20 protein-coding genes are annotated in these 20,143 nt (G+C 62.7%); 13 read left to right on the forward strand and 7 right to left on the reverse strand.

The window, feature by feature from the left end; translation table 11 throughout:
* Nucleotides 1-52: 52 nt before the first annotated feature.
* From ACCD07_RS01985 to ACCD07_RS02000, 4 genes are all read left to right on the forward strand, one after another.
* A complete protein-coding gene (locus tag ACCD07_RS01985) occupies nt 53-853 on the forward strand; it encodes a PhzF family phenazine biosynthesis protein (protein ID WP_413446349.1) in 801 nt (266 codons plus the stop codon).
* A gap of 129 nt (nt 854-982) precedes the next feature.
* The gene (locus tag ACCD07_RS01990; RefSeq protein WP_413446350.1) at nt 983-3,388 is read left to right on the forward strand and encodes a TonB-dependent receptor plug domain-containing protein; all 2,406 of its coding nucleotides are present in this window, start codon (nt 983-985) and stop codon (nt 3,386-3,388) included.
* 139 nt (nt 3,389-3,527) lie between these two features.
* Entirely contained in the window at nt 3,528-3,914 is a 387-nt protein-coding gene (locus ACCD07_RS01995; RefSeq protein ID WP_413446351.1) for a BPSL0067 family protein, read from the forward strand.
* Between the two features lie 4 nt (nt 3,915-3,918).
* The gene (locus ACCD07_RS02000; RefSeq protein WP_413446352.1) at nt 3,919-4,341 is read left to right on the forward strand and encodes an STY0301 family protein; all 423 of its coding nucleotides are present in this window, start codon (nt 3,919-3,921) and stop codon (nt 4,339-4,341) included.
* Nucleotides 4,342-4,575: 234 nt separating this feature from the next.
* Here ACCD07_RS02000 and ACCD07_RS02005 read toward each other — a convergent pair whose 3' ends face one another.
* The gene (locus tag ACCD07_RS02005; protein ID WP_413446353.1) at nt 4,576-5,616 is read right to left on the reverse strand and encodes an alpha/beta fold hydrolase; all 1,041 of its coding nucleotides are present in this window, start codon (nt 5,614-5,616) and stop codon (nt 4,576-4,578) included.
* Nucleotides 5,617-6,354: 738 nt separating this feature from the next.
* On the opposite strand from ACCD07_RS02005, the gene ACCD07_RS02010 reads away from it, so the two are divergent.
* The 3 genes from ACCD07_RS02010 (at nt 6,355) to ACCD07_RS02020 (ending at nt 9,025) form a co-directional block, all read left to right on the forward strand.
* Entirely contained in the window at nt 6,355-6,645 is a 291-nt protein-coding gene (locus tag ACCD07_RS02010) for a hypothetical protein (protein WP_413446354.1), read from the forward strand.
* A gap of 147 nt (nt 6,646-6,792) precedes the next feature.
* Nucleotides 6,793-7,233, forward strand: a complete 441-nt coding sequence (locus ACCD07_RS02015) for a DUF2844 domain-containing protein (protein WP_413446355.1) — start codon at nt 6,793-6,795, stop codon at nt 7,231-7,233.
* A gap of 10 nt (nt 7,234-7,243) precedes the next feature.
* Complete coding sequence (locus ACCD07_RS02020; RefSeq protein ID WP_413446356.1) at nt 7,244-9,025, forward strand: DUF3443 family protein; 1,782 nt, start codon at nt 7,244-7,246, stop codon at nt 9,023-9,025.
* Nucleotides 9,026-9,032: 7 nt separating this feature from the next.
* On the opposite strand, the gene ACCD07_RS02025 is transcribed toward ACCD07_RS02020, so the two are convergent.
* Together ACCD07_RS02025 and ACCD07_RS02030 are read right to left on the reverse strand one after the other, a co-directional pair.
* The gene (locus ACCD07_RS02025) at nt 9,033-10,451 is read right to left on the reverse strand and encodes a DUF4785 domain-containing protein (RefSeq protein ID WP_413446357.1); all 1,419 of its coding nucleotides are present in this window, start codon (nt 10,449-10,451) and stop codon (nt 9,033-9,035) included.
* Nucleotides 10,452-10,470: 19 nt separating this feature from the next.
* A complete protein-coding gene (locus ACCD07_RS02030) occupies nt 10,471-11,343 on the reverse strand; it encodes a hypothetical protein (protein ID WP_218087940.1) in 873 nt (290 codons plus the stop codon).
* A 242-nt stretch (nt 11,344-11,585) separates the two neighbouring features.
* On the opposite strand from ACCD07_RS02030, the gene ACCD07_RS02035 reads away from it, so the two are divergent.
* The 3 genes from ACCD07_RS02035 to ACCD07_RS02045 all read left to right on the forward strand — a co-directional run bounded on the left by ACCD07_RS02035 (nt 11,586) and on the right by ACCD07_RS02045 (nt 15,030).
* Nucleotides 11,586-13,682, forward strand: coding sequence for a bifunctional 2',3'-cyclic-nucleotide 2'-phosphodiesterase/3'-nucleotidase (locus ACCD07_RS02035; RefSeq protein WP_413446358.1), 2,097 nt, complete (start codon nt 11,586-11,588; stop codon nt 13,680-13,682).
* 52 nt (nt 13,683-13,734) lie between these two features.
* Nucleotides 13,735-14,478, forward strand: coding sequence for a tetratricopeptide repeat protein (locus ACCD07_RS02040; protein WP_413446359.1), 744 nt, complete (start codon nt 13,735-13,737; stop codon nt 14,476-14,478).
* Nucleotides 14,479-14,574: 96 nt separating this feature from the next.
* Complete coding sequence (locus ACCD07_RS02045) at nt 14,575-15,030, forward strand: carboxymuconolactone decarboxylase family protein (protein WP_176654290.1); 456 nt, start codon at nt 14,575-14,577, stop codon at nt 15,028-15,030.
* Between the two features lie 18 nt (nt 15,031-15,048).
* Here the strand turns inward: ACCD07_RS02045 and ACCD07_RS02050 are convergent, their stop codons facing one another.
* Nucleotides 15,049-15,861 (reverse strand): NIPSNAP family protein, encoded by an 813-nt coding sequence (locus ACCD07_RS02050; protein ID WP_413446360.1) that lies wholly within the window; start codon nt 15,859-15,861, stop codon nt 15,049-15,051.
* A 151-nt stretch (nt 15,862-16,012) separates the two neighbouring features.
* Between ACCD07_RS02050 and ACCD07_RS02055 the strand changes: the two genes are divergently transcribed.
* The 3 genes from ACCD07_RS02055 (at nt 16,013) to ACCD07_RS02065 (ending at nt 17,193) form a co-directional block, all read left to right on the forward strand.
* Nucleotides 16,013-16,297 carry a CopG family transcriptional regulator gene (locus tag ACCD07_RS02055; RefSeq protein ID WP_176654288.1) on the forward strand — a complete coding sequence of 95 codons (285 nt, stop codon included), beginning with the start codon at nt 16,013-16,015 and terminating at the stop codon, nt 16,295-16,297.
* Between the two features lie 5 nt (nt 16,298-16,302).
* Complete coding sequence (locus ACCD07_RS02060; RefSeq protein ID WP_353404009.1) at nt 16,303-16,593, forward strand: type II toxin-antitoxin system RelE/ParE family toxin; 291 nt, start codon at nt 16,303-16,305, stop codon at nt 16,591-16,593.
* A 90-nt stretch (nt 16,594-16,683) separates the two neighbouring features.
* Nucleotides 16,684-17,193 (forward strand): hemerythrin domain-containing protein, encoded by a 510-nt coding sequence (locus ACCD07_RS02065; RefSeq protein ID WP_176654286.1) that lies wholly within the window; start codon nt 16,684-16,686, stop codon nt 17,191-17,193.
* A gap of 16 nt (nt 17,194-17,209) precedes the next feature.
* Here ACCD07_RS02065 and ACCD07_RS02070 read toward each other — a convergent pair whose 3' ends face one another.
* From ACCD07_RS02070 to ACCD07_RS02080, 3 genes are read right to left on the reverse strand one after another with little or no spacing between them, the layout of a single operon-like run.
* The gene (locus ACCD07_RS02070; protein ID WP_413446361.1) at nt 17,210-17,578 is read right to left on the reverse strand and encodes a hypothetical protein; all 369 of its coding nucleotides are present in this window, start codon (nt 17,576-17,578) and stop codon (nt 17,210-17,212) included.
* On the reverse strand, nt 17,575-18,717 hold the full coding sequence (coaD, locus tag ACCD07_RS02075; RefSeq protein ID WP_176654285.1) for a pantetheine-phosphate adenylyltransferase: 1,143 nt from the start codon (nt 18,715-18,717) through the stop codon (nt 17,575-17,577). The genes ACCD07_RS02070 and coaD overlap by 4 nt, the downstream gene beginning before the upstream one ends.
* Nucleotides 18,718-18,749: 32 nt before the next feature.
* Nucleotides 18,750-20,138 carry an ATP-binding protein gene (locus tag ACCD07_RS02080; protein WP_413446362.1) on the reverse strand — a complete coding sequence of 463 codons (1,389 nt, stop codon included), beginning with the start codon at nt 20,136-20,138 and terminating at the stop codon, nt 18,750-18,752.
* Nucleotides 20,139-20,143: the final 5 nt, after the last annotated feature.

Genomic DNA, 20,143 nt, shown 5'->3' on the forward strand with positions numbered 1-20,143 from the left:
TATACAGTATTCTACACCCTATTTTTCCCTCCTGGGCCGTTATACTAGCCGGATGATTATTCAAGAATTGAACTGCTTCGGCATCGCCCCTGGCGGCGGCAACGCCGCCCTGGTTATCCAGGACGACCACACCGGCGCCGACCAGCGCCAGCAACTGGCCCGGGAGCGCAACAAGGCGGCGTGCGTGTTCATCGACCACGACGCGGCCGGCAACGTCCTCCTTGACTACTTCTATCCGCACACCCGCAGCCCGCTGTGCCTGCACGCCACGCTGGCCGCGGCGCGGGTGCTGCTGTCGGCGGAACAGCCGTCGCTGCAGGTCCGCACCGCGATGCGCGGCCAGCCGCTGACGCTGACCTTGCAGGCCGGCAGCGTCTTCATCGAATTGACGCCGCAAGCGCCGCCGGCCGTGGACATCCCGCACAACCTGCCAGCGCTGCTGCTGGCCGCGCCCGGCCTGCGGCTGGCATCGCCGCCGGTCATCGCCTCGGTCGGCAGCCCCAAGCTGCTGCTGCAAGTCGCCGACAGCGCTATCCTGCAAGCTCTGCGGCCCGACCTTGCGCGCATCCAGGAATGGGGCAAGCAGCAAGGCGTCAGCGGCTGCTACGCCTGGTGCCTGCGTCCGGATGGTGCCGTCGAAGGCCGCAACTTCAACCACCTCGCCCCGGCGATGGAAGACAGCGCAACCGGCGTGGCGGCCGGCGCCCTCACCGTCCACCTCCGGCGCAGCCTCGATCTGTACCAGGGTGCGAACATGAACCAGCCTTGTTTGATCCGCACGCAGCTCAACCATGAAACTATTTTAATAGGTGGTGCAACCGAGTTTGTCCCGAACAAAATCAGTCCTACGTAGTTCTACGCAGAACGAAAGCCACTTGGCGCGGCAAAACAACAGTAAATAAAGTTTGCACGCAAAATTGTCGGAAAACCCATGTTTCCATGAACGATTTGAATAGAATCAAATTTTTCATGGGAGAGATACTTGTTCGCCACTTCACCGCTACGTAAAGCCGTTCTGCTCAGCCTGTACGGCGCCGCCGCCCTCAGTTTCGCACCATCCGCCTTCGCCCAATCGGCGCCGGAAGCCAAGCCGGACACCGGCATGCAATCGGTCAGCATCATCGGCTCGCGCCGCGCGACCAGTTCGTCCACCGACACCGTGGTGCCGGTCGATATCATCCCGATGAGCAAGTCCAGCGAACAAGGCGGCCAGTTCGACCTGGCGCAAACGCTGACCTACATTTCGCCATCGTTCAACTCGACCCGCCAGACCGGCTCCGACGGCGCCGACCTGGTCGACTCCGCCGCGCTGCGCGGCCTCGGCTCCGACCAGACCCTGGTGCTGGTCAACGGCAAGCGCCGCCACACCACCGCGCTGGTCAACCTGTTCGGCGCGCGCAACCGCGGCAACACCGGCACCGACATGAACGCCATTCCGCTGCTGGCCATCAAGGACGTGCAAGTGCTGCGCGACGGCGCCGCCGCCCAGTACGGCTCGGACGCGATCGCCGGCGTGATGGATATCGGCCTGAAGAAAAGCAAGGGTTGCGAAGCGGTCGCCGGCTTCAGCGAATACTCGCGCCGCGACGGCAAGAACTACCTGGCCTCGGCCTACTGCGGCTTCGAGATCGGCAACGGCGGCGTGCTCGGCGTCACCGGCGAGTACCTGGACCGCGGCCGCTCCAACCGCGCCGAAGCGGACAACCCGCGCACCATCGGCGACAGCAAGACCCAGAACCAGACCATCTACCTGAACGGCGAACTGCCGACCACCGGCAGCGGCCGCCTGTACTTCACGGCCGGCGCGCAAACGCGCGACGCCTCATCCGGCGCTTGGGCGCGCGGCGGCATCGACAGCGACGACATCCCGTCGCGCAACTCGGCGGCCATGTACCCGAACGGCTTTGTGCCGTTCATCAACGCAACCATCGACGACCACTACGCCACCGTCGGCCACCGCAACCAGGTGGGCGAATGGAATATGGACCTGTCGCAGACCTACGGCTACAACAAGATGATCTATGACATCAGCAACACGCTGAATGCATCGATCGCCAACAAGGACCTGCTGGCCGGCGGCAAAGGCGTCAGCCCGGACCACTTCAACGCGGGCGGCTTCTCGTTCGAGCAGCTGACCACCAACCTCGACTTCAACCGCTACTTCGAAGGCGCGCTGGGCACCGGTGGCCTGAACGTCGCCTTCGGCGGCGAGTACCGCCACGAGAACTACAAGATCTACGCCGGCGAACCCGGCTCGTACAGCGACGCAGACGGCGTCGGCATCGGCGGCAACGCCGGTAGCCAGGGCTTCCCCGGCTTCCAGCCGGCCGACCAGGTCAACGCCAACCGCCACAGCCTGGCCGCCTACCTTGATCTGGAAGCGGACCTGACTCCGACCATCAAGGCGCAAGGCGCGGTGCGCTATGAAAAATACAGCGACTTCGGTTCGACCACCACCGGCAAGCTGGCCGGCAGCTGGCGCGTGGCGCCCGCCGTGCTGCTGCGCGGTTCGGCCAGCACCGGCTTCCGCGCGCCGTCGCTGCAGCAGGTCTACTTCTCGTCCACCTTCACCGACTTCATCGGTGGCGTGCCGACCGACGTCGTGCTGGCGCCGAACGGCAGCGCCGTCACCAACGCGGCCGGCATTCCCAAGCTGAAGGAAGAAAAGTCCAACAGCTACACGCTGGGCACCACCTGGACGCCGAGCCAGGCCGTTTCCGTCGCAGCCGACCTGTACGACATCAAGATCAAGGACCGCATCGTGCTGTCGGGCCGCTTCGACGCCAGCAACTACCCCGATCTGGCCGCCAGGCTGGCGACCCTGGGCGTGGGCCAGGCGCAATTCTTCGTCAACTCGGTCGACACCACGACCAAGGGCCTGGACCTGACCGCGTCGCACAAGACCAACTTCGGCGCCAACAAGCTGACCACCTTCCTCGCGCTGAACGTCAGCAAGACCGAAGTGACCGGCATCCACGCGCCGGCCTCGCTGAAGGGCTACGAGGACGTGCTGCTGTCGGAGAAGGAACGCCTGTACATCGAGCAAGGCGCGCCACGCTCGAAGGCGACCCTGGGCTTCGACTACGTGACCGGTCCGTGGGAAAGCGACCTGAAGATCATCCACTTCGGTCCGCAGACCCTGGGCACCTACAGCGGTACGGCCGCCGGCGTGCCTAACCAGCACTACGAAGCCAAGACCTCGGCCGACCTGAGCTTCACCTACGCCATCAACAAGAACATGAAGTTCACGTTCGGCGGCAACAACATCTTCAACGTCAAGCCGACCTCGCAGAACCCTGACGAGACCGACAACGGCTTCAAGTATGAGAGCGTGCAGTTCGGTTTGAACGGCGCATCGTACTTCGGCCGCCTGTACGTCAAGTTCTAAGTTTTACCGCTTCCTTCAACGGCACCTTCGGGTGCCGTTTTTTTTTCGCCCATATTTGCGCCGGCTTAAATCACCAAATGCTTCTCAGCAATACAGTGAAGGCTGTTTGCTTTCTGCTCACGCACGCAAGGAGAGCTCCATGCCCTACACCTATGAAAAAGTCGATGAACTCGAAAAACACGAAATGGTCGGTTCGCATCAATGCGTCGCCTTAGTCCAGATTTATGCGGGGGCGCCGGTCACATCCGCGTGGCGCCAGGGCGAAGCCGTAGTTGGCAACGCGATGCTAAAGAAAGGTACCGCCATCGCCACATTCATCAAAGGTCGCTACGCAAATCATGCTCACGGCAACCATGCAGCGCTGTTCTTGCGGCAGGCGCCGGGAGGCATCTACGTGCTGGATCAATGGAAGACTAAAAAGAGCGGCAAGATTTCCTCTCGATTCATCAGGTCTCAAGGCATCGATAAGAAGGGAAACTTCAAGTTCCCAAGCGACAATGCAGATGCTTTCTTCGTTATCCAATAGCCCTATGCGAACCCTTCCAATTGTTCTAGCTACCATCCTGGGTAATCTTGCCGCTGCCTCCACGGCGGCAACGCCGGTGTCATTATCTTGCCCAGAATCCGTTCCAATTTCGACGTCGTCTGTGCCGGGCTGGAAAACTCACATTGCCTCGGATTTGTATTTGAACTCAGCGGCGCCGATCGATGGTCCTCCTGAGATGCACGGAGACTTGGCAGACTACGCCAGCAAACCAGGTAAGAAGGAATGGTCTTACACCTATGACCTTGACCGCAATTTCCCGGATGGAAAATGGCTAGAATGTGGATATGGCCCCCACAACGAACTCACGCTATCGCAACGGATGCCAGACTCCATAAAAATATGCACCTTTACCTATCGCAAGGGAGCGAAGGCGGGACAGAACGATATCAAAATCCGCTGTCGTTAGAGCAGTCGTGGGAAACGATCTTTACGCGTCTGTGCCCCACAGAGGGGTGTATGAAGACTTCGCCGGAATCGGTGTTTAGGAAAGCAGCTTGAGGGCTGCCATTGTGATTCTTGAGGTAATGTTGGGTTTGCGAAGACCTCAACGTAACCTGTAGCCCTGCTTGACACCGAGGTTGGATATGAACTGCTGCTTGATACGCTCGGCAGGATAGAACATGGTGTGGTGTCGTAATGGCTACTGACCGCGCGGTATCGGTATGGCATAAGCACAAGAACTAGCGCTAGGCAGTTGCTGCTTCAGGAAGGTAACGGTGGCATCGACTGTGGGCTGCAGCCATGGATCGAACAGCCAGAACGAGTGCGGCGTATCCGGCAAGATAACTGTCTGAGTGGCTGCCGCCACCTGTCTCATTTTTCCCTGCATCTCATCACGGCCCACCGAGAAGCGCGGTTGTGTGCTGTCGATGAAGAGAATGGGCGGCATGCCTTCGCGTACGTATTGGATCGGCGACGCTTCGCGCCACAAGTCTGTCTTCTCTGCATAACGTCCACCGAACCAGGCGCCGGCCGATGACGGATTTTTTTTCGGATCGTCCTCCGTCGCGCGGGCGGCCTCGGAAGTAAAGTCGGACAACCCGTCGATGTTGATGATGGCCTGCACCGCGCTGGAGATGGAACTGCCGGCGGCACCGGGATCGAACTGGTCGAGGTGACCGGTCACGCCGGCCAGGCTGGCGATCTGTCCGCCTGCGGAGCCGCCAGCCAGAGCAATGCGCTGCGGATCAATCCCGTACTGCCCGGCATTGCTGCGCACCCAGCGCACCGCCGCGCGCACGTCGTGTATCGCGGCGGGATAGCGCGCCTCGCCCGACAAGCGATAACTGACCGTCACCGCCGCATAGCCGCGCTGCGCCAGCCGCACCGCCATCGGTGCGAACTCGGCACGGAAACCGGAGCGCCAGCCGCCGCCATGCACCAATACCACCACTGGCACGCTCTGGCCCGTCCCCGTCGCTGGCAAATACAGATCAAGCTTCAGGCAGCGCGCTTCGTATTGAACATATGTCTGGTCAGCGACCTTCCTCACATCTGGCGGCAGTGCCGCGCTGGCGATGCGAATGAAAAGATAGTCGCCCCGGAGCTTGTCGTAAGTATGCAAGGCGTCGTATGTATTGGTCGCGTCAGGTGGCGGTTCAATACATGACGCGGCAATGACAAGAACCGGCGACAATAAAAGCGCGGCAGCCAGATAAAAACGCGACAACAAAACGGACATGGCGAGCTCGGCAAGAATGCGAATAGCCCAGTATTACATAATCTTTTGATGACTTCAGCGGCTTGGGCCGCCACGGTCGAGATTTTCCAACTCTGTGAGAATGCACGCATTTCATGCGGAGTCACGATGGTATCCTTCAAAGACCGCAACCCTCCTTCCAGCCCGTATGCCGATTCCGACATCAGAAACTGAACTTACTAGATTGTTCTCTGAACTTGGGGCGAAGGCCCCGGAACTTTGGGCTCGTTCACAGATACAAGAAGGCATTCCTCAGTTGCTTCGTTTCTTGTTTCTCAAAACCGCATGGAGTGCAGTCCCGACAGAGGGAAGCAGTGCATGGATTGAGGAGGCAATCAGAACAAGCTCAACTACGCCCCACGCACCGTATGCGGGACTAGGGCAAGCGCTGGCAAGGTGTCGTGCGTTGGGCGTCAACGACAATGATTTAACCGACATAGCGCGTTGCCTTCAAGCCCAAATGATTTTCTCAATAAGCTATTTGCTCGAAAATGGACCAAGTGAACACGATGGTGTGCTTCAAGATGTTTGTTGGGGGCTCTTCCAAATTGATGACCATGGGCGTCCAATTGGACGGCAAATCACTGGATTGCATGAATCCGTACTGGAGCTTGATCCTACCGGTCGTGAGATGCGGCCTAAAGGCGGAGCCTGACAGCGGCCGGTAGCTCCAGTCCAGTTTATTTTTTTATCAACTGCAATATCAGGTGCCGAAAATTCATGGACAGACCCAGAATACATGTGGATTTCAACGAGTTGGTTCAAGATGATCTTGTACTGTTATCGAAATTCGATGTTGTCGTCGACTCTGACGGGAATGAAATATTGCTCTCGGAAGGCTTGCCCGTATTTGTCTATGAATTTAACCATTACGCTGACGGCACCAAGGAATATTTACTAGCCGACGGAATTGCCGAATTGAACATACCCAAGATCAACGGGGAATGGAGCCGTGCAGCAAAATGGTGCTGTCGCATCAATCAGCACGGAATACGAGTCGAAACATCCTGAAATAAATAGTCCGTCATTGCCTCGGATGCGGCGAATCAAAACAGCTTACGTTTGCTTACATCTCCCTAACGCTATCCAACTCGTTGCCGTTTTACACTGCCTACATCTTAGGCACAGGAGCGTACTATGCGCCGGGCACTCTTACTCATGTTGGTTCTTTCGTTGCTGCAGGGCGCGCTGGCATACGCCGCGCTGGGCAGTTCCCCTTCGGATTTCGGCACCACGCCAGTGCGCCAGGGCGGGCGCAGCCTGGCGGCCGCCAGCAACGACACGGCGGCCGTCTATACCGTCAGCCAGAGCACGCTCGACAGCGGCACGGTCGTTCGCGAATATACCAACACGCAAGGCATCGTCTTTGCCGTCAGTTGGAACGGCCCGACCTTGCCCGACCTGCGCACGCTGCTGGGCGACAAGTTCGCGGTGATGACCAGCTCCGCCGGCAAGCGCCCCAAGGCCGGCCACTCGCAACTGGCGGTGAACCAGTCGGACGTGGTGATCGTCTCCAGCGGCCACATGCGCGCCTTCGCCGGCCATGCCTGGATACCCGGCGCGCTGCCGGCCGGCTTCGACACCAACGTCATCGAATAAGGACCAGCGCATGAAACGATTGCCTGCCACCGACCGGCTGCTGCATCGCGCCGGTGCCGCCCTGCTGTCCGCGTCCAGTTCGATCTGGTTTGTCTACCTTGCCGGCGCCGTGCTCGCGCTGGCCTTGAGCGCTTGCGGCGGCGGCAGCGGCAGCAGCGCCGGCAGCGGCTCGTCCACCGTCCAGGCCAACGCCACGACGACGCCGGTGGTCAGCATCAGCGCCACGCCGACCGCCACCACCGTCGGCCAGGTCGTCACGCTGTCCTGGAGCGTCAGCAATCCGACCGCCACCAGCTGCAGCGCCTCGGGCGCCTGGAGCGGCATCGTCGAGACCAGCGGCACCCAAACGGTGACCGCCGGCGCGGCGGGCACGGTCAACTACACCATCACCTGCGGCGGCGTCAGCAACACGGCCAGCGTGGTCGTCAGCACGCCGCCGCCCTCGCCCACCGTGAGCCTGACCTTGGCGCCGGCCAGCATCACGACCGCGCAGACGACCGTGCTGAGCTGGTCGTCCGCCAACGCCACCGGCTGCACCGCCAGCGGCGCATGGAGCGGCGCCAAGGCCACATCCGGCACGGTCAATATCACGCCCACCGCGGCGGGCAACTTTACCTACAGTCTGTCGTGCAGCGGCGGCGGCGGCAGCGCCGATGCCAGCACGGCCTTGAGCGTGACAGCGCCGCTCAGCAACAGCACCGCCATCATCGTCGACAGCGGCCCGACCGGCGTCAACGGTTCGATCAACATCCCCTACGTCAACGTGACGGTGTGCCGCCCCGGCACCACGATCTGCCAGACCATCGACCACGTGCTGCTCGATACCGGCTCCTACGGCCTGCGCCTGCTGGCGCCGCTCGACGCGGCGCTGGCGCTGCCGGTCGTCAAGACAGCGTCGGGCGCAGACGCCGGCGAGTGCGGCAAGTTCATCAGCGGCTACACCTGGGGCGCGGTGCGCCAGGCCGACGTGAAGATGGCGGACGAAACGGCATCCGCCATCTCGATCCAGGTGATCGGCGACACCGGCGCCAGCTATGCGAGCACGCCATCCAGCTGCAGCAGCGCCGGCAACAACATCGGCACGCTGTCGGCGCTGGGCGCCAACGGCGTCCTCGGCGTCGGCCTGTTCAAGCAGGATTGCGGCGACAGCTGCGCGCGCTCGGCAGTCAGCGGCTTTTATTATGCGTGCGCCAGCAGCGGCTGCACGACCAGCAGCATGCCGCTGGCGTCGCAGGTCAGCAATCCTGTGGCGTCGTTCGCGGTGAACAACAACGGCGTACTGCTGGTATTGCCCAGCGTGGGCACGGGCGGCCTGACGTCGGTCAGCGGCACGCTGATCTTCGGCATCAACACGCAGACCAACAACGCCATCGCCGGCGAGACGCTGTTCAAGACCAACAGCGGCGGCGATTTCAGCACCACCTACAAGAGCAAGACCTACAGCGCCAGCTTCATCGACAGCGGCTCGAACGGCTACTTCTTCAACGACAGCACGATACGCACCTGCTCGGGCGGCGACTTCTATTGCCCGGCCTCGACGCTGTCGCTGAGCGCGGCCAATGCCGCAGCCGATGGCAGCGCCACCGGCACCGTCCATTTCAACGTGGTGAACATGGTGCAGCTGGACTCCGCCATCTCGGCGGCGCAGGTCGGCGGCACGGCGGGCAGCACCACCTCGTCGGCCGGCAACTACTTCGACTGGGGACTGCCCTTCTTCTACGGCCGCCGCGTGTTTGTCGTGATGGAAGGCGGCACCGTCAACGGCAAGACGGGCCCGCTCTGGGCTTACTAAACGGGAACTAAGACTGCGCCGCCGCGTTCGGCGCACGCTTGACGCGCGGCGCTGCGGCAGGTGCCACACTGACGCCGATGGCCGCCCTGGCCGCTGCCCGGCCGCCGGCGCGTACCACCTCATCCTCGCCGATCACCAGGGCCCGCTGCTGGCGGTGCAGCACGCCCAGCCGTCCCTGGTCGAGCAGGAACAGGTCGCGCAGTTCGAACGGCCCGGAGGCGCCGGCGATCAGCTCCGGCGCGAAGCCCAGAGCGATCTTGCCCTCGCCCGCCTCCAGCCATTGCGCTGAATCGGCCACGCCCAAGGGCTTCAGCACGCCGTTGACGGTGCCGTACAACATGCCGCGCACCTCATAGCGGCCCGCCGCCGCAGCCTCCACGCCAACCTCCAGATTGACGCCGGCGCCATCCGCCAGCACCACGCCGCGCGTCAGCCGCGCCACCGGCATGGCGACAGGGAACGCCAGCCGCACCGAGCGCTCGATGGCCTGGTCCTTGACCTTGCCTGACGCCTCGGCGCGTATCTCCCACAATCCCGGCACTGGCGCCTCGTCGGCATCGAGCACCAGGCTGGCGCGCATGCGACCGGTGACGTCCGTCTTGAAGCTGACCGGGACGCGCCGACCTGCCGGCGAGATCACGTAGCCCTCGAGCTTGGAAAGCTTGGCGGCAGAAGGCTTGCCAGTACCGTCCTGCAATTCCGATTGCAGCACCAGCTCGTTCCCGTGCAGATAATGCAGCGCGGCCGTTTGCATGGTCAGCGTGTACGGGCTGTCCGGTTCGACCACGTTGATCAGGTAGCGGTCGCTGCCGCTGGCGCCATCCACCTTCAGCTTGAACTTGCCGGCACCCAGCGACGGATGCAGGCGGAACGCCGAGGTGCCCGGCGCGAACGGCACGTCGGCCTTGGCCAGCTTGTCGGCGCTGACGATCATTTCCATGCCGTCGCCCGAGGCCAGCGAGCGGCCGGCCGGATCGATCACCGTCATCGCCAGCGGATGGATAGCAGCTTGCTCGCGCGGGCCGACCGAGCTCAGCACCTGCAATCGCACCAGCGCACGCGGCGCCGTGGTGTTCAGCGTGACGCCGGCGGCCAGCTCGTCTGCCGTTACGCTGCGGTACGACTCCTTGCTCTGCGCGACATACGGCGTGGCGGCAGGCGCGGCGGCCGCACCTGGCGTCGCCCAGCTCAGCGAGATAGGATCGCGCGAGACTTTCGGCATGGCGCCGGCCAGCGATGGCGGCGCGACGGCATCGTCCCCAGCGCCGGCGGCCACGGTGAGGTTGGCATTCTTCAAGCTCGACGTGCCGGGAGCGACGACGGCGACGGCGGACAAATCGACGCCCTGGGCCGGCAGCAGTTCGCGCGGCGCGGCATGGGCATGCGCGGCCGCCAGCAGGGCGGCCATCAACAGTGTCATTTTCATGGTGTGGTTTCCTCTGCGATCAAACATCGTTGCGCAAGATGACGTCCAGGCCGAAGCACTGGCGGCGGCTCTGGTTGTGCGACAAAGGCTCGGCGCCATTGGTCACATCCTTGTCGTTGAACCAGTGCGCGCCCGCGCCCGATTGGCTGGTACAGTTGAGGAAGCCGTCTGAGCAGCTGTTGAGCCAGGCCTGCGTCACCTCCAGCCCGACGTTGAGCGTGTAGCCGCCGCAATAGCTGTCGCTGTCGAAAGGCGAGCTGTCGACGTCGGTGCCGACCACGTTGTAGAACGGTTTGGGCAAGGCCGGGCGGCCTGCCGTGCCGTACAGCCAGGCGGAGTTGTAACTGGCCATCCAGCTGGTCTGCTGCATGCGCACGGCATCGCTCTTGTAGCCGAGCAGCCAGCCGACCGCGCTCTCGAACACGTTGCCGCTGATGGCGGCGTCGGCCAGCGGCGTGCCCAGCGACGATGGCGCCAGCGCGTTGGCCCAGCGGATCGCGTTGATGATGGTGGGATAGCGGCTGTCCGACGTCGGATTCGACATCAGCCAGCGCAATACGTTGCCGCCGTTGGAGTGAGTCTCGACGACCAGGTCGGTGATGTTGTTGTTGACGATAAACGGATAGAGCTGATCGGCAAGGCAGCCCACGGCGGCGGGGCTCCACATGTATTGATCGAAGTCGCAATTGATGACCACATACAGATTTTGGTTGGGCAAGCCCTGTCGGACCGAATTGACCATGTCCCAGGTCCAGTAATCGTTGGCGGCGTTGGTCTGGTGGCCGGTGCCGTGTACGAAGGCCAGTCCGGTATTGCCGGCAGTTGCGGGCAGCGCTGTGGTAAGCGCCGCCGCCAGAGCCGCTGCCGCAGTCCATCTATTGCGTAGTTTCATGCCTTGTCTCCATGGGTGGTTGATCGAAGGATGACGCATCTCTGTGCGCACCGGTGGTTCGTGGCCCCGATGCGCCCGCCCAGACTAGCGGGGTGCCGGCACGACAGTATTGTTAAATCGCGACAGTGGCTTATTAAATCGCGCCTTGGCTCGCCAGGCCATGATGTTTGCGTTTTGTCACGACTATGTCATGTAGCTTGGATACAGTCGCCAACTTGAATTTTCTTAATTTTGGGGAAGCAATGAAAACAAATCTGGTGATGTTGGCTGCCATGACGGCGGCTGGTCTGGTGGGTTGCGGCGGCGACTACACTCCTCCTCCGGCGATCCCGGAAGGCACGACCGTCACCCTGGCGCTCATGGAAACCACCGACATCCATGCCAACGTGATGAGCTATAACTACTATTCCCTGTCGGAAGACACCAGCCTGGGCCTGGAGCGCACCTCGACACTGGTCAGCGCCGCCCGCGCGGAAAATCCAAACAACCTGCTGCTGGACGACGGCGACGTCATCCAGGGCACCTTGCTGGGTGACTTGCAAGCCGTGACCAAGCCGATCGCCTGCAGCGACACCATGGCCGTGCACAAGGTGATGAACGCCATGAAGTACGACGGCGGCGGCTTCGGCAACCACGAATTCAACTACGGCCTGCCGTTGCTGAGCCAGATCACCAATACCGACTTCGGCATTCCCGGCATCGCCAAGCCGGCCGGCACCTGCGGCGCGCCGGCCTTCCCGCTGGTGCTGACCAACGTCACCGGCGTCGCCAGCGGCAAGCCCATCGTGCAGCCCTACACGCTGCTGCCGCGCACCTTCTCGGCCACCAAGCCGGACGGCACCAAGGTCGACGTCAAGATGAACATCGGCATCATGAGCTTCGTGCCGCCGCAGATCCTCGACTGGGACCAGAAGAACCTGGCCGGCAAGGTCGCCGTGACCGGCGTGCAGGAAGCTGCCAAGCAATACGTGCCGGAGATGCGCACCAAGGGCGCCGACCTGGTCGTGGCGCTGTCGCACGGCGGCCTGGACCCAAGCGCCTACAGCCCGAAAATGGAAAACGGCAGCTATCACCTGACCACCACCGGCATCGACGCGCTGCTGGTCGGCCACTCGCACCTGATCTTCCCGAAAGGCAAAGAGACTGGCGCGGCGGCACTGGATCCATCGTTCGCGGCCTTCCCCGCCAGCGCCAAGATCGACGCCGTCAACGGCTTCGTCAACGGCGTGCCGACCGTGATGGCGCAGAGCTGGGGCCGCCGCCTGGGCATCATCAAGATGACCTTGGCGTACACCGCCGGCAAATGGGTGGTGCAATCGGACAAGACCACGGTGGAATCGCGCGGCTTCAAGTACAAGGACGGCACCACCAACGCGGCGGCCGATCCGGCCATCGCGCCCATCGTCGCCACCGAGCACGCGGCCACCATCGCCTACGCCAAGCAACCGCTGGGCGTGACGACCGACTTTGAAATGTCGGCCTACTTCTCGCTGGCGGGCGACGTCAGCGCGATCCAGCTGGTCAACCAGGCGCAGCTGGACTACGTGAAGAAATTCATCGCCAGCAGCACCGACGCCACCATCGCCAGCTACAAGAACATACCGGTGATCTCGTGCAGCGCGCCGTTCAAGGCCGGCCGCAACGGTCCTTCGGACTTCACCGACGTGGCGCCGGGCGCCAGCGCCGCGGCCCCGATAGGCTTGCAAGTGCGTAACCCGGGCGACCTCTACCTGTACAGCAACAACAACCTGCAGGCAGTGAAGATCAAGGGTTCCGACCTGAAGGCATGGCTGGAAGCGGCTGCCAAGCAGTTCGGCCAGATCGATCCGGCCAAGACGGCAGAGCAGGACCTGGTTCCTTCATACGGCACGATCTACAACTATGACGTGTTCTATGCCGAGAACAACGCGCTGACCTACCAGATCGACGTGACCAAGCCGGTGGGCAGCCGCATCGTCAACCTGACCTATCTGGGCAAGGCTGTGGCCGATGGCGACGACTTCATCGTCGCCACCAACGACTACCGCGCGGGCGGCGGCGGTGCGGTGCCGGGCATAGACGGCAGCAAAACCATCATCAAGTCGCCGGACGCCAACCAGACCATCGTCAGCAACTACCTGGTGGCGCAGGGCGCGGCGACCGGCAAGGTCACGCTGGCCAGCAACGGCAGCGCGCGCAGCTGGAGCTTCGTCAAGGTGGCCACGGCCGGTCCGGTGATCCTGCGTTCGGCGCCCGGCCACCTGGCGCTGGCCAAGAGCAGCGGCATCACCGCCGTCACGGCCGAGGGTGCGCTGGATGCCAGCGGCTTCGCCAAGTACACGGTGGATTTGAGCAAGTAAAGGGAATCGCGGGGCCGGTTTCGCCGGCCCCGTTCTTCATGAGGCAAGCATCATGCAAATCAAAAATTATCCTGGGGTTGCGCTGATCGCCGTGCTGGCCAGCGTGTTTTTGTTCGGCTGCCAGATCCAGCACGAAAAGCCGACGTCGGCGCAGATTGAAGTCGTCGGCATGAAGGCGATGCAGCAGGCCGATGCCAGCGCCGAGCGCAAGCTGATGTCGTGGTCGGTGCAGAACATGCCGGTGGCGCAGCGCGAACTGGGCCTGTTGTATCAAACCCGTCCCAGGCAGCGGGCCGAATCGCTGAAGCTGTTCGAAGACGCCGCGCGCGGCGGCGACACCGAAGCCGCGTTCCAGCTGGGCGAAATGCTGCGCATCGGCGTGGTCGGCGTGCCGGCCGCACCGGGCGACGCGGCGCCCTGGTACGAGTTGGCCGCCAAGCAAAAGCACGCCAAGGCGGCGCTGGTACTGGGCCTGCTTTACAAGAACGGCGACGGCGTCAAGCGCGACGACGCGCAAGCCGCGCACTGGCTGAACGCGGCCAGCGACTTGGGCAACGCCCACGCGATGTTCCTGCTATCCAACATCTACAACGAAGGACGCGGCGTCGCGCAAGACGCCGCCAAGGCGCGCCACCTGCTGGAAGAGGCCGCCGAACACGAATACCCGCCGGCGATCCAGGAGCTGGCGATGACGGTGCAACTGGGCGACGCCCTGAGTCCCAAGGACGAGCGCCGCGCCGGCCACCTGCTCAAGGAAGCCAGCGAACACCGCCACAACAACTGGAATCGCTTTTAATTATGGCCTACTAAACCAGCCATTTCTTGGCTCTTTTGGAGTGGGCCAAGATGGTTCAAGATGGAATCCCCAACCAGCAATCAAAAGGATTTCATCATGAACCAACGTCTCGACTACGCCAAAGCCTCCCCTGAAGGTTACAAGGCTTTCGGCGCAGTGCACGTCTATCTCCAGAAATGCGGCCTGCCGCACGAATTGATCGATCTGGTCTACCTGCGCGTATCGCAAATCAACGGCTGCGCCTATTGCATCGACCTGCATACCAGCGACCTGCTCAAGCTCGGCGTTGCCATCGACAAGCTGGTCCTGGTGCCGGTCTGGCACGACGCGGGGGCAGTCTTCAGCGCCCGCGAACGCGCCGCGCTGGCCTGGGCCGAAACGGTGACGCGCGTGGCGGAAACCCGCGTTCCCGATGCCGACTACGCCGCCGCGGCGGCAGAATTCAGCGACAAGGAACTGGCCGACCTGACCTATGCGATCGGCCTGATGAACGCCTTCAACCGCCTCGGCGTCACCTTCCGCATGCCACCTGCCGCCGCCAACAAGGCCTGATACCGGCTTCCGCGTGAGTCAGTCGTTAAGCCAGCGCAAGCGCGAGCGGCTGGCCGGATCGAGTATCAGCAGCTCGGGCGGCGAGCGCAGCATGCCGGTTTTGTCGAACGCGGCGGCCGCGCGACCGATGGCGGGCCTGAGCTGCCGCTCCAGCACATCGTTGTCCTTCACGACCCCGATCCAGGCCACATAGGTTCCATCGGTGCGCACCGGCAGTTGTGGAAAGTTGTTTGGCACATCCAGCGTCGCCAGCATGCCGGCCTCCCGCGCTCCCGCCGCACGATAGCTGGCGAACGCGCTTTCCGCCCGCTGCGCAAAGGCTTCCGCGCCGGCGCCGTTCTTCAGCGCGAAAATCTGCGCCACCACCACGCCGTGCGCGCCGTTGCGCTCCTTGACCGGATCGACCGCAGGCAGCACCGGTACCGCCCGCAAGGGCCGCATCAGCATCACGTTGTCGCTGTCGACGATCAGCGCGTTCAGCGTGGCCTTGTGCTCCTTCCACAGCGGCCCGTAGTAGAAAGCCGAGTTGGCGATGGCCCTGCCCTCCAGGTTTTTGAAGCCGCGCAGCCAGGTGAACGACGCCGGATTGCCGCGTTCCGTGAACTGGCCAAACGCAATCGCGCCCAACTGCTCGAACGCTTCGGGGAAGTAACTCTGGAAGTAGCTGGCGAAGTCCTGCTGGCCGCCCGGCGTGATCGTATAGCGCCGAAACTCGATCACCTGGAATTCGCCCAGATGCGCAACCGCCGGGAAGACACGTTCCTGAGCCGACGCCTGCGGCACCGCCAACAACGACAAGCCGCCCAGGGCGGCGGAAAGCAAACGATGCATGAACGGCTCCCATCCAATTGATCAGCCGCCAGCATAAAACCGATACAGGACAGTTTCCGCCCTGATTCATCATTTGATCTGCGTCTCGTCCCTGACAGCGGCGCTGACCTGGCATGGTGCTAAAATCGGAGATTCTCGCAGGGAGATCGCCATGCCTACCATTTCGATTCAGTTGTCAGATGAGCTGCTTGAACAGCTTGCTGAAGCGGTCGAGCTAAGCAAGCTTGGGACTGATGATTTTCTTCTGCTGGCGATCGCGGAAAAAATCGCGCAGACCAGAACTCAAGACACTTTAGATGCTGAAGCCGAGGCAAGCTACGCGGAATACCTGAAATCCGGCGAATCGATATCACTGGAAGAGGTTCGCCGCCACTTCGAGCGCCGCGTTGCCGGCGACCATGGCGACAAGTTCATCTTCGAAAAATCCAAACGCTAGCCGTCATGGTCCGCGTTCAGCTGAGCCACCACGCCGCTGATCACCTGGACCAGATTTTTGATCGTCTGGCGACGATAGATATCGCGACCGCAGCAGCAAAAATTCAAGAAATCCATACCGCACTGGCCACACTTGAACAGAATCCCATGATCGGGCGCCCTGCTTCATCGGGCACAAGAGAGTTGCTCATTGGCAGGCACCACCGTGGCTATGTCGCACAATATCGCTATGTTCCCGGTAGCGATCTTGTACTCGTACTCGCCATCCGAAGTCAACGGCAGGCCAGCTACCCTTAGCGGCAGCGTTGGGCAACGCACAGACCGAGCCGGGGATCGTCCCTAGACTGGTTTGGCAGCCTGCACTTCACCGCCAGCCAAGGAGCCATTATGAGAACCACTTCGCATTCGTCAGACAAAATCCCAAAACCTATTCCCACCGAAACCGATCCGCAAGACGCAATTACCCTGCTGACCGAGGACCACGAGCACGTCAAGTCGCTGTTCGAGCAATACGAGGAGCTGGGCGACCGGGCCCATGCCAGCAAGCAGAAACTGGCCGTGCAGATCTGCACCGAGCTGACCAAGCACGCTACCGCCGAAGAGGAAATCTTCTATCCCGCCGTGCGCGAAGCGAACAAGGAAAACGAGGACATCATCGACGAGGCCGTGGTCGAACACGCGGCAGCCAAGGACCTGATCGCGCAAATCCTCTCCATGGAAGAGGGCGATGAGCTGTTCGACGCCAAGATCAAGGTGCTGTCCGAACAGATCGAACATCACGTCCAGGAAGAAGAAAGCGAAATGTTCCCCAAGGCCCGCAAGGCCAAGCTGGATCTGATGGCGCTGGGTCAGGCCATAGCCCGGCGCAAGGAAGAGATCACGCTACCCAATAGCTAGACCTGGAACCTTCAACTTACTTCCATTCCCCCTGTTCGCGCAGCAGCGGCTTGCCGCGCTGTTCGACGATCAACTCGCCGCCGTCGCTGAGAAAGTAGACGGTGGCGCCGTTCTTGAATTCATAGCCAAGGAAGCGGCATGGGGTGACGCCGTCGGCGCATGTGGTGTGACGCGTGCGGCCGGTCAGGCGGATCGCCTTGCCGGTCTTCTTGCTGGTTCCTACGTAGCGCACGTCGTCGCAGGTGACGTTGCCTTCCTCGCAGCGCACATCGATGGTGATCGTGAACGATGGCGTGTCCAGCGTCTGCGTTTCGGCCGCATCAGCCGATGTGGCCGCGGCAAAGCAGCACAATGCCAGCAAGCCACGCTTTAAACTGGCGCTCATGCCAGGCTCTCTATCTCGCGCCGCATGTTGTCGATGGCGCGTTCGTTGTACTGGTCGGCAAAATACGGATCGACATACAACAGCCCCGCCTCCGCCTTGCGCGACAGGTGCGCCAGCGCGCCGCTGCGCTGGCTCCGGTATTTTGCGTCCGGCAGATGGCTGTACTCGCGCCGGATCGCCTGCGCATAGTTCTGATAGACCTCCTCGTCCTGCCCCAGGATCGCCAGGTCCACGCACAGCATGATGTCCTTCAGCCGGTGCTGGATCGACGCTTCCTGGAAGTGGTCGGTGGCGCGTATCAGTTCCGCCGCGTCGCTCATGTCGTGCGCCAGCTGGCTGCCCAGCCACAGTTGCGCGCTCGCCTCTTCGTTGCTCATCGCGCCCGGCTCGCCGCTGTGGCCATACTCCGCGTCATGGAACCAGAACGCCTGCTTGACGATGTCGACGTCGGCCGGATCGGGCCGCGTGTTGGCCGCCCATACGCGGATCTCGCACAGGCCGTGCACCAGGTGGTCGAGGTTGTGATAGTAGCGCGCCTTGCCGCCGTACGCCGTGGCGCCGGTCAGCTGCACGAACCACAGGTCGGCATGGGCGATGGCGGTAGCGTCCAGGTGGGCGTAGTCCCACAGCGTTTCCCATTCCTTGCGCAGCCAGCTCAGCACCCAGGCGTGATAGCCCGGCCCGGGAACGAACTTCTTCATGATCCAGTTCCAGCCGATCGGCCCTTCCAGCGCCTTGACGAAGCTGGAGCTGACCGAACCCAGGTCGCGCGGCGGCATGACGAAGATGGTCTTGGCGCCCTGCAGCACGTCGACGTTGGTTTGCTGGATCAGATTCTCGTAATCGAAATCGGCGGTGGTGCGGATGCCGCGTATCAGGCAGTGCACGCCCTGCTTCTTGGCCGCGCGCGCCGTGTAGTCGCCCTTGACGATGACCACCGATACGTTGTCCCAGCCCTGCTCGGCGCAGCTGAGCGCGATGATGCTCTTGCGCTCCTCGGCCGTGAACTTGGGCTTCTTGGCGGGGTTTTCAGACAGGAAGACCACCACCTCCTCCGCCAGCGAACGGGCTTCGTTGATCACCCACATATGCCCGTTGGTGATCGGGTCCAGGGTGCCCGAAAAGCCGATTTTCTTCATACGCCACTCCAACGACATGTCAAAGTGGCATTTTAGACTGGAGTGGCCCTTGCGGTGTCAGGAAAATCGACTTTGACCTTCAGCCCGCCGAGGCGTTCGGACTGGTCCAGGGTCAATACGGCGCCATGGCGCTCGGCGATGGACTTGATGATGGCCAGCCCCAGGCCACTGCCGCCGGCCTGGCTTCCCGGCACGCGGTAGAAGCGGCTGAACACCCGTTCGCGCTCCTCCGGCGGGATGCCGGGACCGGAATCCTCGACGCTGAGCACGACACGGCCCGGCACGTTGGCTTTTGCTACACCTGTGGCGCCGGCGCTACGGCGCAGGTCGATATCGACGGTGCCGCCGGACGGCGTGTACTTGATGGCGTTGTCGACCAGGTTGCGCAACAGGATGATCAGCGCGTCCGGCTGGCCGTCCACCGTGGCGTCGTCGGCATGATGCAGGCCGAGGTCGATCTGGCGCGCCTGCGCCAGCCCGGCCATGTCGCCCAGCGTGCGCTTGACCAGGTCGCTCAGGCTGACCGGTTCCAGCTTGACGTCGTTGACCGAGCCTTCCTGCCGCGCCAACACCAGCAATTGTTCCACCAGCCGCGTCGCCCGCTCGATGCCGGCCGTCACGCGCGAGATGGCGAGGCTGCGCGCCGCCTCGTCCTGCGCCCGTTCCAGGCTCAGCACCTGCAATTTCAGCGCGGCCAGCGGCGAGCGCAGCTCGTGCGCGGCGTCCGCCACGAAGTGCTGCTGGGCGTCGAACGCGGTGCGCACGCGGCCGAACAGCAGGTTCAGCTCGTGCACCAGCGGCAGCACTTCGTCGGGCAAATCGTTTTCCGACACCGGCGACAGATCGTCGGCCTGGCGCGCCGCCACCTGCCGCTTGACGCGCGACACCGGCGCCAGCGAGCCGCTGACCACCCACCACACCACCAGCATCAGCACCGGCGCCATGACGGCGATCGGCCCGACGGTGCGCAGCGCCAGCGTGCCGGCCATGCGCTGGCGCACGGCCATGTCCTGCGCCACCTGCACGGTCTGGTTACTCGTTTGAACGGAGAAGATGCGGTAGGTGGTGTTGTTGGCCTTGACGTTGGAGAAGCCCAGCACCGCCCGCTGCGGCAGCGCCGCGCGCGACAGCGAACGGAACACTTGCGCGCCGTCCGGCGTCCACACCTGCACCACCAGGTCGTCGTTCTCCGGGTCGGCGGCGGTGTCGGCGGCCTTGTTGGTCAGCGTGGCGCTGGAACGCAGCGACATCGCCATTTGCTGCATGTGATAGTCGAAGATCTGGTCGGCGTCGCTCAGCGCGCTGCGGTAGGCGATCATCGCCTGGGCGATGGCGGCCATGGTGATGGCGGCCAGCAGGAACCACAACAAACGTCCGCGCAGCGAGTGCGTCACCACGGGAACCCGCGGCAACGACGGCATCTTCA

It is taken from the genome of Duganella sp. Dugasp56 (assembly GCF_047304105.1).
GTDB lineage: Bacteria > Pseudomonadota > Gammaproteobacteria > Burkholderiales > Burkholderiaceae_D > Rugamonas > Rugamonas hordei.